The organism is Micromonospora hortensis (assembly GCF_022230935.1).
GTDB classification, from domain to species: Bacteria; Actinomycetota; Actinomycetes; order Mycobacteriales; family Micromonosporaceae; genus Micromonospora; species Micromonospora hortensis.
This window is the reverse complement of record NZ_JAKKFE010000004.1, coordinates 47,209-65,676: the sequence shown is the minus strand read 5'-3', so window position 1 is coordinate 65,676 and position 18,468 is coordinate 47,209. Positions and strand designations below refer to the sequence as shown.

18 protein-coding genes are annotated in these 18,468 nt (G+C 71.6%); 7 read left to right on the top strand and 11 right to left on the bottom strand.

Features of this window, described 5'->3' with window-relative positions:
- Nucleotides 1-38: 38 nt before the first annotated feature.
- On the bottom strand, nt 39-545 hold the full coding sequence (locus NIE111_RS02570; protein WP_238682844.1) for a nuclear transport factor 2 family protein: 507 nt from the start codon (nt 543-545) through the stop codon (nt 39-41).
- A gap of 181 nt (nt 546-726) precedes the next feature.
- Nucleotides 727-2,352: a glycosyl hydrolase family 18 protein gene (locus NIE111_RS02565; RefSeq protein WP_238682843.1), complete on the bottom strand. Its 1,626-nt coding sequence runs from the start codon at nt 2,350-2,352 to the stop codon at nt 727-729.
- A gap of 167 nt (nt 2,353-2,519) precedes the next feature.
- Between NIE111_RS02565 and NIE111_RS02560 the strand changes: the two genes are divergently transcribed.
- On the top strand, nt 2,520-3,011 hold the full coding sequence (locus NIE111_RS02560; RefSeq protein ID WP_238682842.1) for a glutathione peroxidase: 492 nt from the start codon (nt 2,520-2,522) through the stop codon (nt 3,009-3,011).
- 367 nt (nt 3,012-3,378) lie between these two features.
- Nucleotides 3,379-4,053, top strand: a complete 675-nt coding sequence (locus tag NIE111_RS02555; RefSeq protein WP_238682841.1) for an NADPH-dependent F420 reductase — start codon at nt 3,379-3,381, stop codon at nt 4,051-4,053.
- Between the two features lie 76 nt (nt 4,054-4,129).
- Here NIE111_RS02555 and NIE111_RS02550 read toward each other — a convergent pair whose 3' ends face one another.
- Together NIE111_RS02550 and NIE111_RS02545 are read right to left on the bottom strand one after the other, a co-directional pair.
- A complete protein-coding gene (locus NIE111_RS02550; protein WP_238682840.1) occupies nt 4,130-4,576 on the bottom strand; it encodes an Imm50 family immunity protein in 447 nt (148 codons plus the stop codon).
- Between the two features lie 13 nt (nt 4,577-4,589).
- Nucleotides 4,590-6,191, bottom strand: coding sequence for a glycosyltransferase 87 family protein (locus tag NIE111_RS02545; RefSeq protein ID WP_238682839.1), 1,602 nt, complete (start codon nt 6,189-6,191; stop codon nt 4,590-4,592).
- A gap of 175 nt (nt 6,192-6,366) precedes the next feature.
- On the opposite strand from NIE111_RS02545, the gene NIE111_RS02540 reads away from it, so the two are divergent.
- A complete protein-coding gene (locus NIE111_RS02540; protein ID WP_238682838.1) occupies nt 6,367-7,236 on the top strand; it encodes a DUF4397 domain-containing protein in 870 nt (289 codons plus the stop codon).
- Nucleotides 7,233-7,910 (top strand): class F sortase, encoded by a 678-nt coding sequence (locus tag NIE111_RS02535; RefSeq protein ID WP_238682837.1) that lies wholly within the window; start codon nt 7,233-7,235, stop codon nt 7,908-7,910. The genes NIE111_RS02540 and NIE111_RS02535 overlap by 4 nt, the downstream gene beginning before the upstream one ends.
- 1 nt (nt 7,911) lies before the next feature.
- On the opposite strand, the gene NIE111_RS02530 is transcribed toward NIE111_RS02535, so the two are convergent.
- The 5 genes from NIE111_RS02530 to NIE111_RS02510 form a co-directional block, all read right to left on the bottom strand.
- Nucleotides 7,912-8,262 carry a DUF2203 domain-containing protein gene (locus NIE111_RS02530; protein WP_091407586.1) on the bottom strand — a complete coding sequence of 117 codons (351 nt, stop codon included), beginning with the start codon at nt 8,260-8,262 and terminating at the stop codon, nt 7,912-7,914.
- A 46-nt stretch (nt 8,263-8,308) separates the two neighbouring features.
- Entirely contained in the window at nt 8,309-9,127 is an 819-nt protein-coding gene (proC, locus tag NIE111_RS02525; protein ID WP_091407583.1) for a pyrroline-5-carboxylate reductase, read from the bottom strand.
- A gap of 72 nt (nt 9,128-9,199) precedes the next feature.
- Nucleotides 9,200-10,228 carry a 6-phosphofructokinase gene (locus tag NIE111_RS02520; protein ID WP_088949424.1) on the bottom strand — a complete coding sequence of 343 codons (1,029 nt, stop codon included), beginning with the start codon at nt 10,226-10,228 and terminating at the stop codon, nt 9,200-9,202.
- A gap of 162 nt (nt 10,229-10,390) precedes the next feature.
- Nucleotides 10,391-10,894, bottom strand: coding sequence for a pyridoxamine 5'-phosphate oxidase family protein (locus NIE111_RS02515; RefSeq protein WP_238682836.1), 504 nt, complete (start codon nt 10,892-10,894; stop codon nt 10,391-10,393).
- 79 nt (nt 10,895-10,973) lie between these two features.
- Nucleotides 10,974-11,471: a polyadenylate-specific 3'-exoribonuclease AS gene (locus tag NIE111_RS02510; RefSeq protein ID WP_238682880.1), complete on the bottom strand. Its 498-nt coding sequence runs from the start codon at nt 11,469-11,471 to the stop codon at nt 10,974-10,976.
- A gap of 269 nt (nt 11,472-11,740) precedes the next feature.
- Between NIE111_RS02510 and NIE111_RS02505 the strand changes: the two genes are divergently transcribed.
- Entirely contained in the window at nt 11,741-12,433 is a 693-nt protein-coding gene (locus tag NIE111_RS02505) for a Crp/Fnr family transcriptional regulator (RefSeq protein WP_091407574.1), read from the top strand.
- 181 nt (nt 12,434-12,614) lie between these two features.
- On the opposite strand, the gene NIE111_RS02500 is transcribed toward NIE111_RS02505, so the two are convergent.
- Nucleotides 12,615-12,872: a hypothetical protein gene (locus tag NIE111_RS02500; RefSeq protein ID WP_084597913.1), complete on the bottom strand. Its 258-nt coding sequence runs from the start codon at nt 12,870-12,872 to the stop codon at nt 12,615-12,617.
- Between the two features lie 131 nt (nt 12,873-13,003).
- Here NIE111_RS02500 and NIE111_RS02495 point away from each other — a divergent pair, with 131 nt between their 5' ends.
- A complete protein-coding gene (locus NIE111_RS02495) occupies nt 13,004-16,501 on the top strand; it encodes an AAA family ATPase (protein WP_274530573.1) in 3,498 nt (1,165 codons plus the stop codon).
- Between the two features lie 28 nt (nt 16,502-16,529).
- On the opposite strand, the gene NIE111_RS02490 is transcribed toward NIE111_RS02495, so the two are convergent.
- On the bottom strand, nt 16,530-17,222 hold the full coding sequence (locus NIE111_RS02490; RefSeq protein WP_238682835.1) for a lysophospholipid acyltransferase family protein: 693 nt from the start codon (nt 17,220-17,222) through the stop codon (nt 16,530-16,532).
- 324 nt (nt 17,223-17,546) lie between these two features.
- Between NIE111_RS02490 and NIE111_RS02485 the strand changes: the two genes are divergently transcribed.
- Nucleotides 17,547-18,398 carry a DUF308 domain-containing protein gene (locus NIE111_RS02485; RefSeq protein WP_238682834.1) on the top strand — a complete coding sequence of 284 codons (852 nt, stop codon included), beginning with the start codon at nt 17,547-17,549 and terminating at the stop codon, nt 18,396-18,398.
- Nucleotides 18,399-18,468: the final 70 nt, after the last annotated feature.

Here is an 18,468-nt window from a genome sequence, read left to right as displayed (position 1 = left end):
GGTTCCGGCAGATGGGAGATCAATCTGCCGGGCGCTGGTCAGGACGCGGGGGTAGGGGCGACGCCGGCCGGCGTCGGGGCGGCCGGCTCACCCGGCGCTTCGGCGGCGATGCACCAGTCGCTGCCGTCCCGGGTGACGGTGAAGACCAGTGGCCGGACGACGGTGCGCTTGCCGACCGCGACCGAGACCGAGACGCGGACTTCCTGCCCGAGCGGACCGGACCGGATGTCCGTGATGGCCGCTTCCGGCACCTGGAAGTGATCGGCGAAGTCACCGTTGGGGCCGGTGGCGCCCAGGTCGAAGCCGTCGTGCAGCAGAGCGCAGAGCTGGCTACGGCCGGCGGCGACGTCCTTGGCCGCCATCGCGTCGAGGTACGCCTGCACGCGCTCACGGGAGCGGGTGGCGGCCTCGTCGGCGGGGGCTCGGGCGGGCTTGGCGGCGGACTTCTCCTCGTCCTTGTCGCCGATCCCGCAACCGATGAGGGCGACCGGCAGCAGCATCAGCCCGGCGGCGGTCGCCGCGAGCCTGCGGTGCGTCGGGCGCATGATCACCTCCGTCGGCGGTGAGATCGAGACGTGCCGAGCCGCGAGTCTGCCACATCCGGCTGACCGAGCCCAATGGCGGCGGCCCGGTCGACGCTGGGCGTCGGCCGGGCCGCTGTGTCACGGGCGGGAAGGGACGGTGCGGGCCCCTTCCCGCCGTGTGGGTGGTGCGTCGGCCCTCGGCTCAGCCGAGACCGCCCTTGATGGCGCCGATGAGCTCGCCGTTGCTCGTGTCACCGGAGAGCTCCCAGAAGAACGCGCCACCGAGGCCCTGGTTGTTCGCGTACGTCATCTTGCCGTTGATGGTCGACGGGGTGTCGTAGCTCCACCAGTTGCTGCCGCACTTGGCGTACGCGGTGCCGGCGATCGTGCCGGTGGCCGGGCAGGTGTTCTTGAGGACCTTGTAGTCCTCGATGCCGGCCTCGTAGGTGCCCGGCGCCGCGCCGGTGGCGCTGCCACCCGGAGCGGCCTGGGTGACACCGGTCCAGCCCCGACCGTAGAAACCGATGCCGAGCAGCAGCTTGTTGGCCGGGACGCCCTTGCTCTTGAGCTTCTGGATCGCCGCGTCGGAGTTGAAGCCCTGCTGCGGGATGCCGGTGTACGAGGTGAGCGGGGAGTGCGGTGCCGTCGGACCCTGTGCGGCGAAGGCGCCGAAGTAGTCGTAGGTCATCGGCATCAGCCAGTTGAGGTTGCCGATGGCGCCGGCGTAGTCGGTGGCATCGATCTTGCCGCCGTTGCTGCCGTCCGCGGTGATGGCCGCGGTGACCAGGGCGCTGGACCCGAACTTCGACCGCAACGCGCTGATCACGTTCTTGAACGCGTTCGGGCCGCTGGTGTCACAGGTCAGACCGCAGGCGTTCGGGTACTCCCAGTCGACGTCGATGCCGTCGAAGACGTCCGCCCAGCGCGGGTCCTCGACCAGGTTGTAGCAGCTCTCGGCGAACGCGGCCGGGTTCTGCGCGGCCTGGGTGAAGCCACCGGACCAGGTCCAGCCACCGAACGACCAGATCACCTTGAGGTGCGGGTTCAGCTGCTTGAGCTTGCGCAACTGGTTGAAGCTGCCGCGCAGCGGCTGGTCCCACGTGTCGGCGACGCCGTCCACGCTCTCCGCAGCCGTGTACGCCTTCTCGTAGTCGGCGTAGCTGTCACCGATGGCACACCGGCCACCGGTGGTGTTGCCGAAGGCGTACAGGATGTGGGTCAGCTTGGCGGCCGAGCCGCTGGTCTGGATGTTCTTGACGTGGTAGTTGCGCCCGTAGACGCCCCACTCGGCGAAGTAACCGACGATCTTCTTGCCGCCCGGGTTCGGCGGGTTGGTGGTCGGCGGTGGCGTGGTGGGCGGAGGGGTGGTGGGCGGCGTCGTCGTCGGTGGGGTGGTGGTCGGCGGAGTGGTGGTCGGCGGGGTCGTCCCGCCGCCGCACGCGGCACCGTTGATGGTGCAGTTCAGTGGTGCCTTGTAGGCGCCGCTGCCGTTGTAGCCCCAGCTGAACGAGGCGCCGGGGGCGATGCCGCCGGCCCAGCTCTTCTTGACCGCGACGTAGTGGTTGCCGCTGCTGGTGACGTCGGCGTCCCACGCGCTGCTGATGGTGGTGCCCGACGGCAGGTCGAACTCGATGCGCCAGGTGGTGACGGTGGCGCTGGAGCCGTTGGTGACGGTCACCCTCGTCTCGTGACCGGTCCCCCAGTCCTGCGCCTTGGTGAAGGTGGTGGTGACAGTGCCGGCGCCGAACGCGGTGGTCACCGGCACCGCTGCGACGGTCACGGCGACCACGGCACCGGCCCAGAGGGCCCGGCGGAGCGATCTTTTCATGAGGCGTCTCCCGAACTGTTAGGAAACTTTCCAAAAGAGATGGTGAGACGGTACTCACGCCGTCATCAGTTCGTCAAGATGCGCATGTTTCGATTTCTCCTGGTGCACGGAGTGCGTACGCTGCGCCCACCCCGGGTCGACACCCGGCCGGCGCGTAGCCTCGGCCCATGACCGTCTTCGACATCCCGATCGACGCCCTCAACGGCGGCCCCGCCGACCTGGCCCGCCACCGCGGCAAGGCGTTGCTGGTCGTCAACGTGGCCTCCCGCTGCGGCCTCACCCCGCAGTACGCCGGCCTCCAGACGCTCGCCGACTCCTACGCCGACCGGGGCCTCGTGGTGCTCGGCGTGCCGTGCAACCAGTTCGCCGGGCAGGAGCCGGGCAGCGCCGCCGAGATCAGCGACTTCTGCCAGGTCAACTACGGGGTCACCTTCCCGTTGACCGAGAAGGTCGACGTCAACGGCCCCGACCGGCACCCGCTCTACGCCGCGCTCGTGGACACCCCGGACGCCGACGGGCACACCGGTGACGTGCGCTGGAACTTCGAGAAGTTCCTGGTGGCCCCGGACGGCTCGGTCGCCGCCCGCTTCGCCCCCACTGTCGCGCCCGACTCCGACGACCTGCGCGCGGCCATCGAGAAGACCCTCCCCACCTCCTGACGCCCCGGGCGCTCGCCGCACCGCCTTGATCACGCTCGAACATGGATGTAGTGGCCTGCCAACTGTCGGATGCCACTACATCCCGGATCGAGCGCGATCTTGCGGGGCCGGCATCGCAGGACGACCGGCGGTCCACATCGACCACCCGCCCGAACCGCTCACCACCGGAGAGTGGCACGTCCCCGGAGAGCCGGTCGGCGACCAGCGCGAGCAGTACGTTGTGCAGGACGGGCTCGCGCGCCACCAGGCACCCGCCGCGACGGCGAAGGTCGCGAGCAGCCTGCGCAGCTACCCGGCAGCGGGCAATCGGAATAACCCACCAGTCTGGTTGGGAATGCGTCGTGGGTGAACGAAGTTGGGAACGAGCATGACAACTGTGGGACTGATCGGCAGTGGCAACATCGGCGGCACCGTGGCCCGGCTGGCCGTCGACGCCGGCTACGACGTGGTGCTGAGCAACTCGCGGGGCCCGGAGACCCTCACCGACCTGGTGGAGACCCTGGGCGAGCACGCCAGCGCCGGCACCACGCAGGACGCGGCGCAGGTCGGTGACCTGGTGATGGTCAGTGTGCCGCTGAAGGCGTACCGCGCGGTGCCAGTGGAACCGCTGGCCGGCAAGGTCGTTCTCGACACCAACAACTACTACCCGCAGCGTGATGGCACCTTCCCGGAGCTGGACTCCGGCGAGACCACCAGCAGCGAGTTGCTCCAGCGCCACCTGCCGGACTCGCGGGTGGTCAAGGTCTTCAACAACATCAACTTCAAGGGCCTGGCCGCCCTCCCCCGGCCAACCGGTGCGGCCGACCGCAGCGCCCTCGCGATCGCCGGTGACGACGCCGCCGCGAAGGCCGAGGTGACCGCCTTCCTGGACCGGATCGGCTACGACGCGGTGGACGTCGGCCCGCTGGCCGAGGGGTGGCGGTACCAGCCGGACACCCCGGCGTACGGCACGCTCTACTCCGCCAGCCCGACCGACTGGGAGCACCCGGCCCCGGGCGACGCCGCGAAGCTGCGCGCCGCCCTGGCCGCCGCCACCCGCTGAGCAAGGCCAGCCGCCGCCCAGCCGGCGATCACCTACCGGGTGGTCGTACGGAGGGCGGCGGCGAGCCGCCTAACGGTCAGCTTCCCGCCCACTGTCTGTCCGTGTACGCCACCAGCTCGGACACCGTGACCGAAGCCGCGAACGCCGATACGACCATCGACGCGGAGCGAACGTCGAGGCTCACCCCGCTTGCGGCTCGAATCTCCAGGTCGGCGACCAGTTCGGTGGAGATGCCGACCAGCCGCAGCTCACTGACGCCGCCGAAGAGAAGTTCGACCTGAACCGTGTTGAATCCGGCGCGAAGCCATTTGGCTGGCGGGTTGGCCGGGTAGGCGGGCAGGTCCAGTCTGAGCCGAAGAGTAGGTCCCTCACGCTCGACGACCAACCCGTGCAGGCTGACCCCACTCAGTGACGGAGGCCCTTCCGGAAAAATCTCCCGGAGGCCCTGCGGATTCGTGACCAGGTCGACCCAGGTCCTGTCGCCCCGAGACCTAGGCGCATGGACCCGTACACCGTCTGACACCTCGTCCAACCTCCTACCGGGTGGTCGTACGGAGGGCGGCGGCGAGTTCGTCGTCGTAGCTGGCAATCTGCTGCCCGTCCGAGGCGTACGCGACGAGCCGACCGTGGGCCATCGTCGCTGACCGGAACGAGAAGGTACGCGAACCCGGGTACGCGGCGAGCAGCGGGATGGCCCTGGGTGCTCCACCCGGTGCGGAGTAGTACTCCAGGCGGGTCACCTGCGGGGAGACCACGCCGTTGACCCGGACCTTGGTCTTCTCGGCGCGGGTGCCGAAGGTGACCGGCACGTCGGTGGCGTAGGCGGCGCATTCGGCCGGACCACGGCAGACGAAGAAGTATCGCGGGTTGACCACGTCGTCGAGGGTGTACGCCTTGAAGGTGGGGTCGGCTCCGGCCGGCAGCGGCTGCACGGCGAAGAACGCGACCGCCACCGTGGCCGTGACGCCCACCCGCAGCCAGGCACGGCCGGCGGCCGGTCGTCTGCTCGTACGGTGGGCGGCGACGGCGACACCGCCGAAACCGACGAGGCACAGGACGCACACCCCGACGGCACGGGCGTTCTCGAAGAGGAACTGCACCCCCGGCCGCGTCGAGATCGGGCTGAGCACCGCGCCCAACGAGACGACCATGGCGGCGAGCAGCGCCGTGCCGGCGGCCCGCTGGGTGACGCCGGACGCGCCGACCAGCAGCATCGCGGCGAGCACCGGCCACACCTGGTGGTGGGTCCAGGACACCGGGGACGCGGCCACTGTGGCGCAGCCGACGAGGACGGCGGCGTGCCCGGGTCGGCCCTGCCGCGTCAACTGTCGGGCCCGCAGCAGTGCCGCCCCGCAGATCAGTGCCACCATGCCGGCCCAGAGCACTGGCAGCGCCGCCTCTTCGACGCCGACGCGTAGCAACATTCCGTGCACTGACTGGTTGCCCAACGAGGACAGATTGCCGATGCGCGAGGTCTGTCGCACGGTCTCGGTCCAGTAGGACCAACTCTCCGAGGGCAGCACGATCGCGGCGAGCCCCGCGCAGGCCACGAACGTGGCCGCCGACCGGCCGGCGTCCCGGTAGCGCCCGACGGCGAGGAAGTAGACCACGAACAGCAGCGGGGTGAGCTTGATCGCCGCGGCCACCCCGACCAGCGTTCCGCGCAGTCGGGGTGGGACGACGCCCAGCCCGTCGAGAAGGGCCATCAGCACGATGAAGATGCTGACCTGCCCGAAGCGTAGGTTGCTCTGCACCGGCGCGGACAGCATCAGCGCGGTGGCCGCCAGCGCCACGACGAGCGGGCGCCGGGAACGTCGGGTGGTCAGCGCGACACCCACCGACCCGGCGATGGCGACGACCGCCGCGCACGTCGCCACCAGCCAGATCCCCTGGAGTACGCCCTCGCTGACGGCGGTGATCGGCCACAGCACGAGAGCGGCGAACGGCGGATAGGTGAACGGGCCGCCGTTCTCCGCCACATATCCGTACAGCGGCTTGCCGGCGTTCAGGTCGGACAGCGCGCCGTAGTAGATGTGCAGGTCGGAGAGGCGATCCGGACGGCGTAGAACGAGCACACAGGACACCAGCGCGACGACGACGAAGGCCGCCCACGCCAGCGCCACCCGGCGATCCCGCATCGCCCGAGAATAGGCGAGCGTCTTGGTCCGTGTGGGACCCGCAACGGCAGACGCGGGGCTTCGGTAGCGACAGCCGGCAGAAACATCGCTGTGGCAACTTGCGCCACAGTCCTGTTCACGGGACCCTGTTCTCTGGGTTGCCACCCGCTCACCGAACGTGCCCCCCGGAGGCGACATGCACACGCTCCGTACCGTGCCCCGCCGGCTGCTGGCCGGCTCCGGCGCGCTCCTGCTCGGCACCGCCCTCGCCACCGCCGCCGTTCCGATTCCGGCCAACGCCGCGACCGGCGCGGACACCGTCGGATACGTCCGACTCGCGCACCTCTCCCCGGACACCCCGGCGGTAGACGTCTACCTGGCCGCGCCGGGCGCTGCGAAGCCGCAGGTCTTCCCCGGGGTCGGTTACGGCGTGGTCTCCGACTACCTGGAACTAGCGCCGGGCCGGTACGCGGTGGCCATGCGCGAGGCCGGCGCCCCCGCCAGCGACCCCCCGGTGCTCACCACCGAGGTCGCGGTGACCAGCGGGAACGCCTTCACTGTGGCCGGTGTCGGCCGGCACGCCGACCTCGGCCTGCGGGTGCTCACCGACGATCTCAGCGCCCCCACCGACGGCCGCGCCAAGGTGCGGGTCGTGCAGGCGTCGGTGCGGACCCCGGTGCTCGACGTGGCCGCCGCCGACGGCCCGATGATCGCCGACGGGGTGCAGTTCGCCACCACTACCGACTACCAGCAGGTCGAGCCGGGCAGTTGGCGGCTGAAGCTGACGGGCGCCGGCGGGCCGAGCACCGACGCCGAGGTGCGGCTCACCGGCGGCGCGGTCTACTCGCTGCTGGTGCTCGACGCGAAACAGGGCGGGCTCACCGCCGAGCTGCGCCGCGACGCCGAGGGCGGCAGCGTCGTGCCGGCCGGCGGGGTGGACACCGGCGCCGGTGGCACCGCCGGAGCCGGGCTCGACGCGTACCCAGTGGTGGCCGGCGGTCTGGCCGCGGCGGCCGGCGCGGTGGCCCTGTTGCTCTGGCGCCGGCGGCGGCGCACCACCTGGTGAGCGCCGGGCCGGACCCGTCGATCCGGCGGCACCGTGAGCGCCGGATACCGCTGGCCGCGCTGGTCGCGGCCGGCGCGGCGGTCTGCCTGGCCGCCGGCACCGGGGTCGGGCTGGCCACCACCGGCTCGCCACCGCCGGTGGCGGCCTGGCACCCCGGCTGCGGCGACGACTGCCCGTCGGTGGCCGCCGCGCCCACACCACACGGTCCACCCACGCGGGTACGCGTACCGCACATCGACGTCGACTCACCGCTCACCGTGCTGGGTCTGGACCGCGCCGGCGTGCTGATTCCGCCGACCGACTTCCACACCGCCGGCTGGTACGGCGGCGGCCCGGCCCCGGGCGACACCGGTCCGGCCGTACTCGCCGGGCACCTGGACTCACGACGCGGCCCGGCGGTCTTCGCCCGGCTCGGCGAGCTACGGCCCGGGGACCTGGTGGAGGTGTGGCGCGGCGGGCAGCGGTTGCCGTTCCGGGTGACCGGGTCGCTGCGTACCCGCAAGGACCAGTTTCCGACTGCCGTGGTCTACGGCCCGACGCCCGGGGCGGAGCTGCGCCTGGTCACCTGCGGGGGCGACTTCGACCGGCGGCGGGGCCACTACGTCGACAACGTGGTGGTGTTCGCGGTGACCGAGGCCCCCGACCCGGTCCTGCCGACGTCCGCCGCAGGCTGAGTCAGAGGGGACGGCGGCCGGCGAAGCCGCACTCGGCCCGGTGGTACCAGCGCACGTCGGAGTCGCCCTCCAGCCAGCACCAGAGCACGGCGCGGCCGGCCCGCTCGCCGGGGAAGTCGAGCAGCACCGGGGCTATGCCCTTGACCTGGATGTCGTGCTGGTGCAGCTCGTCGACGACGGCGTGCAGTCGAGCTTCCAGTGCCTTGACCTCGGCCAGCCCGCCGAGCGCGCTCACGCCGTGGTCGGCCAGGTCGACGCGCAGCTCGGCCAGGTCGGCCCGGACCCGGATCAACTCGTCGACGCGCGGTTGCAGGGTGGCCACCAGGTGCCGGGCCTGGGCAAGTGTGAACACCGAGCCAGTATGCGGCACACACGGCCCCGCGACGCGCCCCGACCGCTCAGTCGGCCTGTGCCGCCAGCTCGCGGGCGCGATCCCGGGCGGCCTCCAGCGCGGCGAGCAGCGCAGCGCGTACGCCGTGCTTCTCCAGCTCACGAATCGCGGAGATGGTGGTGCCGGCCGGCGAGGTGACCGCCTCGCGCAGCTTGACCGGGTGCTCGCCGGAGTCGCGCAGCATCACCGCCGACCCGATCGCCGTCTGCACGATCAACTCGTGCGCCACCTGACGGGGCAGCCCGAGCAGGATCCCCGCGTCGATCATGGCTTCGACCAGCAGGTAGAAGTAGGCCGGGCCGGAGCCGGAGAGGGCGGTGACGGCGTCCTGCTGCGACTCGGGCACCCGGATCGTCTGGCCGAGCGGCTTGAACATCTCCTCGGCAAGCGTGAGGTGCGCCCCGGTGGCGTGCGCGCCGGCGGAGATCGCGGTCATCGCCTCGTCGACCAGCGCCGGGGTGTTGGTCATCACCCGCACCACCGGGGTGCCCTCGGGCAACCGGCGGCTGAAGAAGCTGGTAGGCAGCCCCGCGCAGAGCGAGATGACGAGCTTGTCGGCCGGCACCTTGGGGCCGATCTCGTCGAGAAGCGCGGCGGCGTCCTGCGGCTTGACCGAGACCGCGAGCACAGCGGCCTCGTCCACAGCGGTGAGGTTGTCGACCACCCGTACGCCGTACCGGGCGGTCAACTCCTCCGCGCGAGCGGGTCGGCGGGCGGTGGCCAGCAGCCGGTCCACCGGCCATCCTGAGCGCAGCAGCCCGGAGAGCATCAGCTCACCGATCTTGCCCGCGCCGATCACCGCGACAGTGTGCACTCCGGCGGACATGTCGGCCCGTACCCCCTCGCATCGGGTCGCGGCGCGGCGGACCCGCAGGCCCGCCGCGCCGCCGACGATCGATCAGCTGCCGAAGAACACCTCGGCCTCGGCGTACCGCTCCAGCGGCACGGTCTTCAGCTCGCGGGTGGCCTCGGCGAGGGGCACCCGGACGATGTCGGTGCTCTGCATCGCGACCATCTTGCCCCAGTCGCCGTCGTTGACGGCGTCGATGGCCTGCAGGCCCAGGCGGGTGGCGAGCACCCGGTCGAAGGCGGTCGGGGTGCCACCGCGCTGGATGTGACCCAGCACCACGGTGCGGGCCTCCTTGCCGGTCTTGGCCTCCAACTGCTCGGCGAGCCACTGGCCGATGCCGCCGAGGCGGACGTGGCCGAACGAGTCGAGCTCCTGGTTGGCGAGGACCATCTGGCCGTCGAGCGGCTGGGCGCCCTCGGCGACCACGACGATCGGGGCGTACTGGTGCTGGAAGCGCTTCTCGACGTAGCCGGCCACCTGCTCGACGTCGAACTGACGCTCGGGTAGCAGGATCACGTTGGCGCCGCCGGCCAGGCCGGCGTGCAGGGCGATCCAGCCGGCGTGCCGGCCCATCACCTCGACGACCAGGGTGCGGTGGTGGCTCTCCGCTGTGGTGTGCAGCCGGTCGATGGCCTCCATCGCGATGTTGACAGCGGTGTCGAAGCCGAAGGTGTAGTCGGTGGCGCCGAGGTCGTTGTCGATCGTCTTCGGCACGCCGACGACGTGCACGCCCAGCTCGTAGAGCTTGGTGGCAACGCCGAGGGTGTCCTCGCCGCCGATCGCGATCAGCGCGTCCACGCCCTGGGCGGCGAGGTTGTCCTTGATCCGCTCGACGCCGTTCTCGATCTTGAACGGGTTGGTACGGGACGAGCCGAGGATGGTGCCGCCGCGGGGCAGAATGCCGCGAACGTCGGCAATGTCCAGCGGGCGGGACAGACCCTCGAGCGGGCCCTTCCAGCCGTCCCGGAAGCCCACGAACTCGTGACCGTAAGTGGCGACGCCCTTGCGGACCACCGCCCGGATGACCGCGTTGAGACCGGGGCAGTCGCCGCCGCCGGTGAGCACGCCGATACGCATGATCCGCTCATCCTCCTGGAGCATCAGGTAAAGCCCGATATGCCCCAGGGTATGTGTCAGGTCAGACCATCGGCGCCGTTGCCGGCCCGGGGCGGGCCGTCACTGCGAACTGTAGTCGGCCCGCCAGTACGACGACAGCGCGCCCCGGGCACCCACCCCCGGTCAGTAGGTCACCTCGTGGCTCTCGCCGACCTTCGGTGGCCGGCCGGTGACCGCGGCCCTCGCGTAGTCGAGCAGGTTCACCACCGTGCTGTTCGGCGAGTCCCAGTACTCGGCGGAGCTGGCGTGCACCTTGATCAGCGTGAGACCGGAGGTGTCCAGCCCGTCGGGGAACCACGCCTTGAGCAGCGGGCTCCACAGCCGCTCGGCCCGGGCCCGGTCGAACCCCTCGGTGGCGGTGCCGGAGATCGACACCCACGCGTTGTGCTTCTGGTCGGAGAAGGCGACGTTGACCTCCGGGTTCACCCGGATCTGGCGGATCTTGGCCGAGTCGGCGTAGGCGAAGAACCACAACTCGCCGTCGAACTCGGCCTCCTGGAGGGCCATCGGTCGACTCACCTGCCGCCCGTCCAGAGCAGTAGTGGTGAGCATGCAGATGCGCGCGGCCCGGGCCAGGCCGGTGACCCGGGCGCGTGCCTCCGCGGCGCTGCTGGGCTGGTCGCTCATGGCTATCTCCCTCGGCTCGGCTGGTCGAACCGTTGCCCGGGACAGAACCGGTCAAAACCTGCGGCGGCGTGGCCACCACTCAACGAGCGGTCATCGCCCGCCAGCGGGCCAGATTGTGCCGGGCATCGACCAGAGCGTCGTGCCGGGCCGCGTCCGCCTCCGGCAGGGGCGGCCGGCCCCGGTCGTCCCAGAGCTGCCGCAGTTCCTTGGTGTAGCGGGGAATCTCCCGGGGCAGCGCCGGCATCGCGCCCCAGAGCTGGGCGAGCACCACGTGGTCGTACGCGGCGAACCAGGCCCACAGCTCCAGCTGCTCCCCCGGCCGGTCCCGGATCGGCTCCATCAGGAAGTCGTACAGGTCGTCGCGAATGCGCTCACGCGAGCGCCACGCCCGGTCCGCCGGGGAGGGCAGCTTGTCCAGCACGTTGCGTCGGACCCAGGGCACGGCGCGGGAGTCGTCGAACTCGGTGGAGACCGCGTAGAACTCGCGGCCGTACTCGTCGACGACACCGATCGAGACGAGGTCGACGGTCGTGCCGTCCTCGATGAACTCGCAGTCGTAGAAGTAGCGGTAGACCATTCCGGGCATCCTCGCCCACCGCCGCACGGCCGCGCCCGGCGGGGCCCGTCCGGAGGTCGACCGAACTCCGACGACACCTCGTGAACGGCACGTCGCAGCTCGTGACGGTCACGGAAGTGCTTCGAGGGGTGTACAGCAAGCGACCGGACCGTCATGATCTGATGTGTACCGCTACCGGACGCCGAATCGGTGTCAGTTCACCTTGTCGGGGCCCATCAGGTTCGCCCGGTGAGCGAGTTGTGGTCCATGACCGGGGGAGGGGTTGGGCCGTGGAGGTTCGCCTGCCGGAGCCGGGTGACGCGCTCACGGGTGTCGAGATGTTCGCCGGGCTGGAGCCCGAGGTGCGGCAGCGTGTCATCGCCGCCGCCGTTCCGCGCACCTACCGCAAGGGTCAACTGCTCTTCGTGGAGAACGACCCCGGCGAGTCGCTGATCGTGCTGCGCCGCGGCGCGGTGGCGGTCTTTCGCACCGCTCCCACCGGGGAGCGGGCCGTGCTGTCGGTTATCCGTCCACCGGACGTGCTCGGTGAGGTCTCCCTGCTCGACGCGTCCACCCGGTCCGCCTCGGCGGAGGCCATCGAGGACTGCGCGGCGCTCGCGCTCTCGCGGGGTGCGTTCATGGAGTTGGTGCACTCCAACCCCCGCATCCTGGACGCGGTGATGCGCTCACTGGGCGGGCTGATCCGCCGACTCACCGAGCAGAACGCCGATCACGTCTTCCTCGACCTGCCCGGTCGGGTCGCGAAGACGCTGGTGCGGTTGGCCGGCGAGAGCCAGGCACCGATGATCACGATCGAGCTCAACCAGAGCCAACTGGCCGAGATGGCCGGTGGTTCCCGGCAGAGCGTCAACCAGGCGATCGGCTCGTTCGCCAGCCGTGGCTGGCTGCGTACCGAGGGCCGCCGGATCGTGGTGACCGACGTGGCCGCGCTGCGCCGCCGCGCCGGCATGGCCGACCGCTGACCGACCGGCCCGCGCCGGCCTCGTCACCGACCCGAGCTCCGGTGTGGACGTCCGTCACCGGTCGCCGGCCCACCCGTACCCACGGCTGATGCCGGCCGCCACTGGCAACCGGCATCAGCGAACGCTTAGGACGGACAGGTGCGGCCGGTGGACCGATGGCCCGCCGACCGCACCTGGACGATCAGTTCTCCGTGCTGTCGGCCGGCGGCGCGCCCGGCCCCGGACCGATCTTCTTCGGATCGGTCGGCTTACCAGCCGTGGACGTGCTCGACGAGGTGGTCGTGGTCTCCCCCGACCCGCCCGACTGACCCTCAGGCTCTTCCACCATGCCCTGCTCCTCCAGTTCGGCGAGAGTGACCGCATCGACGTCGATCGTGTCCCCCGGCGCCCACAGCGTGCCACCCGGATCGGTCCACGAGGCGGACAGTCGTACCTGCACGGCACTCTCCCTGACATGAAACTTCCTGGTACGGAACACTAACCCCGACCGATCGATGACGTTGCCCGTCCGCACGTCGGGTACCCGACTGGGCCGACCGGCCGCGATACTGACCTCTTTCGCCCACGGAGCTGAACATCGACCTCAAGTGTGGACACTGCGCACGCGCGGCCGGGCCGGACGACCGCTTCTGCGGCGGGTGTGGCCAGCCGCTCGGGGTCAACTGTGCGCACTGCGGCCACGCCAACAGCACCGAGGTCAACTTCTGCACCAGCTGTGGTCAGCCGCTGCGGGACAACGCCGTCGCGGTGCAGGAGGACCGGCGTCAGGTCAGCGTGCTCTTCGTCGACATCGTGGACTTCACCAGCTACGCGGAGCGGGCCGACCCGGAGCAGGCCCGCGGTCTGCAGCAGACCTACTTCGCCACGGTGCGCCGGATCGTGCACCAGTACGGCGGGGTGGTCGAGAAGTACATCGGCGACGCGGCGATGGCGCTGTTCGGCGCGCCGGTGGCCACCGACAACGACGCGTTGCGATGTGTCCGCGCCGGGCTGGAGCTGCAACGGAACCTGGCCCGCCAGCCCGCCGGTCCGCAGCCGCCGCTGAGCTTCCGGGTCGGCATCGCGACCGGCGAGGCCCTGGTCGACCTCTCCGCCACCCGCGACGGGGGGCAGGCCTTCGTGACCGGGGACGTGGTCAACACCGCTTCCCGCCTCCAGGGGTTCGCCCCGCCTGGCGGTGTCGTCGTCGACGAGAGCACCTGGTCGGCCACCCGAAACGAGATGGAGTACGCCGACCAACCACCGGTCACCCTGCGCGGCCGGTCCGCGGTCAGCCGGATCTGGCTCGCCGTCCAGGTGCGACCACATCGGGACCCGCGCGGCGCCGAACTGACCCCGATGGTGGACCGGGAGCACGAACGCGGCCTGCTGGTCAACGCGCTGCACCGGATGGTGACCGAGCGGACCTCCCAACTGGTGACGGTGTTCGGCCCGGCCGGTGTGGGCAAGAGCCGGCTGTTGCGCGAGCTGGCCCGGCACGCCGGCAGCCTGCCCGGCCCGCCGATCACCTGGCTCGTCGGGCAGTGCCCGCCGTTCGGCGAGAACGTCACCTGGGCCGCCCTGTCGGACATCGTGAAGACCTGGGTGGGCGTGCCGGAGGTCGACGACCCGGTTGCGCTGCGCGAGCGGCTGCGGTCCCGGCTGGGGCAGCTCGCCGACCCGCACGCGATCCGGCTGGCCGAGGCGCTCGGGCCGCTGATCGGCGTACCCGGTGAACGGCTCACCCCTGTCGAGACCGAGGCCGCCTGGCGGCGGTTCCTGCTCGCCCTGGCGACCACCGGCCCGACAGTGCTGGTCTTCGAGGACATGCACTGGGCGGACCAGGCGATGCTCGCCTTCGTCGAGCAGTTGGGCGCGTCAGCGCGCGGCGTACCGCTGCTTGTCGTCGCGACGGCCCGACCGGAGCTGCGGGAACGGAACCCGGCCTGGACCGGCACGATCAGTGGGGCGATGTCCATCTCGGTGCCGCCGATGCACGACACCGACATCGACGCGCTCTACTCGCTGCTCCTCGGGCAGGCGACGCTGCCGTCCAGCTCGCGTACCCCGCTGATCGAGTTCGCCGACGGCAACCCGCTCTACGCCCAGGAGTACGCCCGGATGCTGCTGGACGGCGGCCTGCTCGACGCGGTCGGTTCGACCGCCCGCCTCGACCTCGACGGTGGCGCGGAGATGCCCCGCACCGTGCAGGCGGTCATCGCCAACCGGCTCGACCTGCTGGACCCGGCCGACCGGGCGGTGCTCCAAGCCGCCGCCGTGGTCGGCGTGGTGTTCTGGGCCGCGCCGGTGGCGATGGCGTTGGGCCGGCCGGTGGAGTGGGTGGAGCGTGCGCTGGACCGCCTGCAACGTCGCGACCTGGTGTACGAGCAGAGCACGTCGACGATGCCCGGTCAGTCCGAGTACCGGTTCCGGCACATCCTGGTGCGCGACGTCTGCTACCAGCGGCTGCCCAGGGCCGAACGGGTGCTGCGCCACCAACGCACCGCCGACTGGATGGCACAGCTCACCGACGGCCGGCAGTACGACCTGGCCGAGGTGCTGGCCAACCATCGCTGGGCGGCCCACGAGATCGCCCGGACGGTCGGGCTGGACACCGCCCCCTACGCCCCGTCGGCGCGGGCCGCGCTGCACCGGGCGGCCCGCCGCGCGTACGAGCTGCACGCGTTGGACACCGCCGCCGCGCTGGTCGGCCGGGCGCTGGCCCTGGACGTCGGGCCGGACCCGGCGCTGGAGCTGTTCGACGCCGAGCTGGCGTTCTATCGGGACGGGGACGCCTTCCTGGTGGCGGGGGGCACTGACACCCTCACCCGGCTGGCCGAGCGGCTCGCCACGAGCGGCGACCGGACGGGGGCGGCGCGCGCCTGGACGCTGCTCGCCACCGCCGCCTGGAGTCGGGCCGACCGGTCGGCGACGTTGCGCTGCCTGGACCAGGCGATCGGCATCTACGGCGACCTACCGGACAGTCAGGAGAAGGCGGGCGCCCTGCTCGAGCTGGCCCGGGTGCACATGCTCAACGCGGAGACCGAGCCGGCGTGCACCGCGGCGCGGGCGGCAGCGTCCCTCGCCGAGCGGCTCCAGCTGCGCGAGGTCCAGGCCAACGCGCGGATCACCCTGGCCGTGGCGCGCTACCTGGCCGGCTCCGCCTCGGCGTTCCCGGAGCTGGCGGAGGTGACCGAGCACTGCCGGGTGGAGCGGCTGACCAGTCGGCGTCGGGCGGTGCAGAACCTGGCCTGGGCGTTGCAGGAGGAGGGCGACCTGGCCGGCTCGGCCCGGTTGGTCGACGAGCAGCTCACCCTCGACCTGGGCGGCGAGCACAGCCTCGCCACCAGCTTCGCCGACCAGTGGGCCCGGTCGTACTACGCGGGTGACTGGACGGCGGCGCTGGCGATGGCGGCGGAGTCGACCCGACGGCCGACCGCGGAGTGGGATCTGCACATCGTGGCGGTCTCGGGTTGGATGCGCGGGCTGGCCGGAGCCGAGCTGGCCGGCCCCGACGGGCCCGACGAAACTGCGGGGCCGGCCGCAACGGGTGGGGATCTGGTCGAGCAGGCGCTGGTCGCGGCGCGGCGCACCGGCTTCCACCGGGTGCTGCGCTCCACCCTGGCGCACGCCGCCCTCTGCCGGGCGGTGCAGGGCCGCCGTGACGAGGCGATGGCGCTGCTCACCGAACTGGACGAGGACTGGCAACGGACCCGGATGATTCCGTTCGCGGAGTGGGTGCCGGCCGTCGGGCACGTCGCCGGGGTGCTCGGCGCGGACGCGGCCCGGCTGGTCCGGCGGTTGCTCGACCGGGCGCCCCGGACGACCCCGTGGGCTCACGCGGCCGGTCAGGTCGCCGACGCCACGGTGGCCCGGCACGCCGGGGACGCCTCGACCGCGGCGAACCTGCTGCGCTCGGCGGCGGCGAGCTACGCCCGGATGACCGACGTGACCGACGAGATCATCACGTTGGCGCTGGCCATCGGCCCGCTGGCCGAGGCCGACCCACCCGCCGCCGTGGCGACCCGCGCCCGCCTGCACGACTTCGCCACCCGTCACCACGCCCCCGCCCTGCTCCACCTGCCCTGACCGCCGACCGGGCCGGGCCGGCGGTGGCTCAGGCGGCCAGTGGCGTCGGGACGGGCTGCTTGAGCTTCTGGGCGTAGACGTCCACGTACTCCCGACCGGAGAGCTCCATCAACTCGTACATGATCTCGTCGGTGACCGCGCGTTCGACGAACCGGTCGCCGGCCAGCCCGGCGTAGCGGGAGAAGTCCAGCGGCGCCCCGAACCGGATCCGCACCCGGTCGATCTTGGGGATGAGCTTGCCCGGCGGCTGGATCTCGTCGGCGTTGAGCATCGCCACCGGCACCACCACCGCGCCGCTCTCCAGGGCGAGCCGGGCCACCCCGGTCTTGCCCCGGTAGAGCCGGCCGTCCGGGGAGCGGGTGCCCTCGGGGTAGATGCCGGCCACTCCCCCGGCCCGCAGCACCTGCAACTGGGTGTCCAGGGCGGCGCGCGCGGCCCGGCCACCGGAGCGGTCCACCGGAATCGTGCCGGTGCCGACGAAGAACATCTTGGTCAACCAGCCCTTGATTCCCTTGCCGGTGAAGTACTCGGCCTTGGCGACGAAGGTGACCTTCCGCGCGGTGATCAACGGTGTGAAGATCGAGTCGGAGAAGGAGAGGTGGTTGCTCGCCAGGATCACCGGGCCGGTCGCCGGCACGTTGTGCAGGCCCTCCACCTGCGGGCGGAAGATCAGCTTGAGCAGCGGACCGAGGATGACGTACTTCAGCAGCCAGTAGAGCACCGGCGTCCTTTCCCGTGGTGTGCCCGCGACAGCGCCAGCCGTCGTCGCCGCCGAGCCTACGAAGCGAGCGCTCTCACCACAACGGACGACGTTCGGGGGCCGAGGCATCGAGCCTTCCCGCGATCACCGAGATCGCACTTGTCGCGCAAGAACGGACAAAGGAGCCCCGCCGCGACCTGCGGAAGCAGCCGTGACTTTGGAAGACGCGACACAACGCACTCCCGGAACCATGCCCTGACGTGTCACGATTCAGAGCACGGCGTGCGGATGGCGCCGAAGGGCAGGGGTGGCCGCGCCGGAAGGCGCGTTAAGGGGGATGTCCGGGTGTCAGCGGGTGGGGCCCGCCGGGGACGGCGGGACAACGGGCTCGACGCGAACGAGTACGCCGTCGTCGGCGACGTCGATCCGCGCGTCGGTGAGCACCTGCTCGACGTGCTGGCCGCCGGCGGGATCGCCGCCTACCTCCAGCCCTCGGCCGACCTCAACCCGGTCACCCGCACCACCACGGTGCCGGCCCGGCCGGTCGACCGGCTCTACGTCGACCGCTCGCACCTGACCACCGCCCGGGACTACCTGACCCAACTCGCCGACGAGACCGCTCCGGAGCAGCCGCCGGCTCGCGACGAACCGGACATCGACGCCGAATGGGCGCGGATCGTGGCGGGCTTCCACACCACCTCCACGCCCGGTGACCACCCGTGGCCGGCCTCGGAGGACGTGGACGAACGGGACGGCCGGGACGAGCCGACCTCCGGGCCGCTGACCCGATCCGGCACCGACGAACCCGGTCCGACCGCCACCGACGTTCGCCGGCTGCCGTCCGCGACGGACATCTCCGGGATTTCCGTGGGGCGGGGCACCCGACCGGACGAGCCGTCGCTGCTGGACGGGTTGGACACCTTCGGCGCCGACCTGCCCGACGACGAGGACGACGAGGGCTACCACCCGCCGCCACCGCCGCCGCTGCCGCGGGTCAGCAAGTACGCGGTGATCGGCGTGCTCGGGGTGGTCGTCGGGTTCGTGCTGTTCCTCTTCCCCTGGCTGCTCCCGATCGACCGCTCCGCGGTCACGCTGTTCGGGTTCACCGGCATCCTGGCCGGCTTCGTCACGCTGATCTGGCGGCTGCGTCCCGGCGACGAGGACGAGGACGACCCGGACAACGGCGCCGTCGTCTGAGGGTCGGCCCGCATCCCGGGACAGCAGCGCCCCGCCGGGGGCGTAACAGTGGTGTAACTTACTGTCAGTA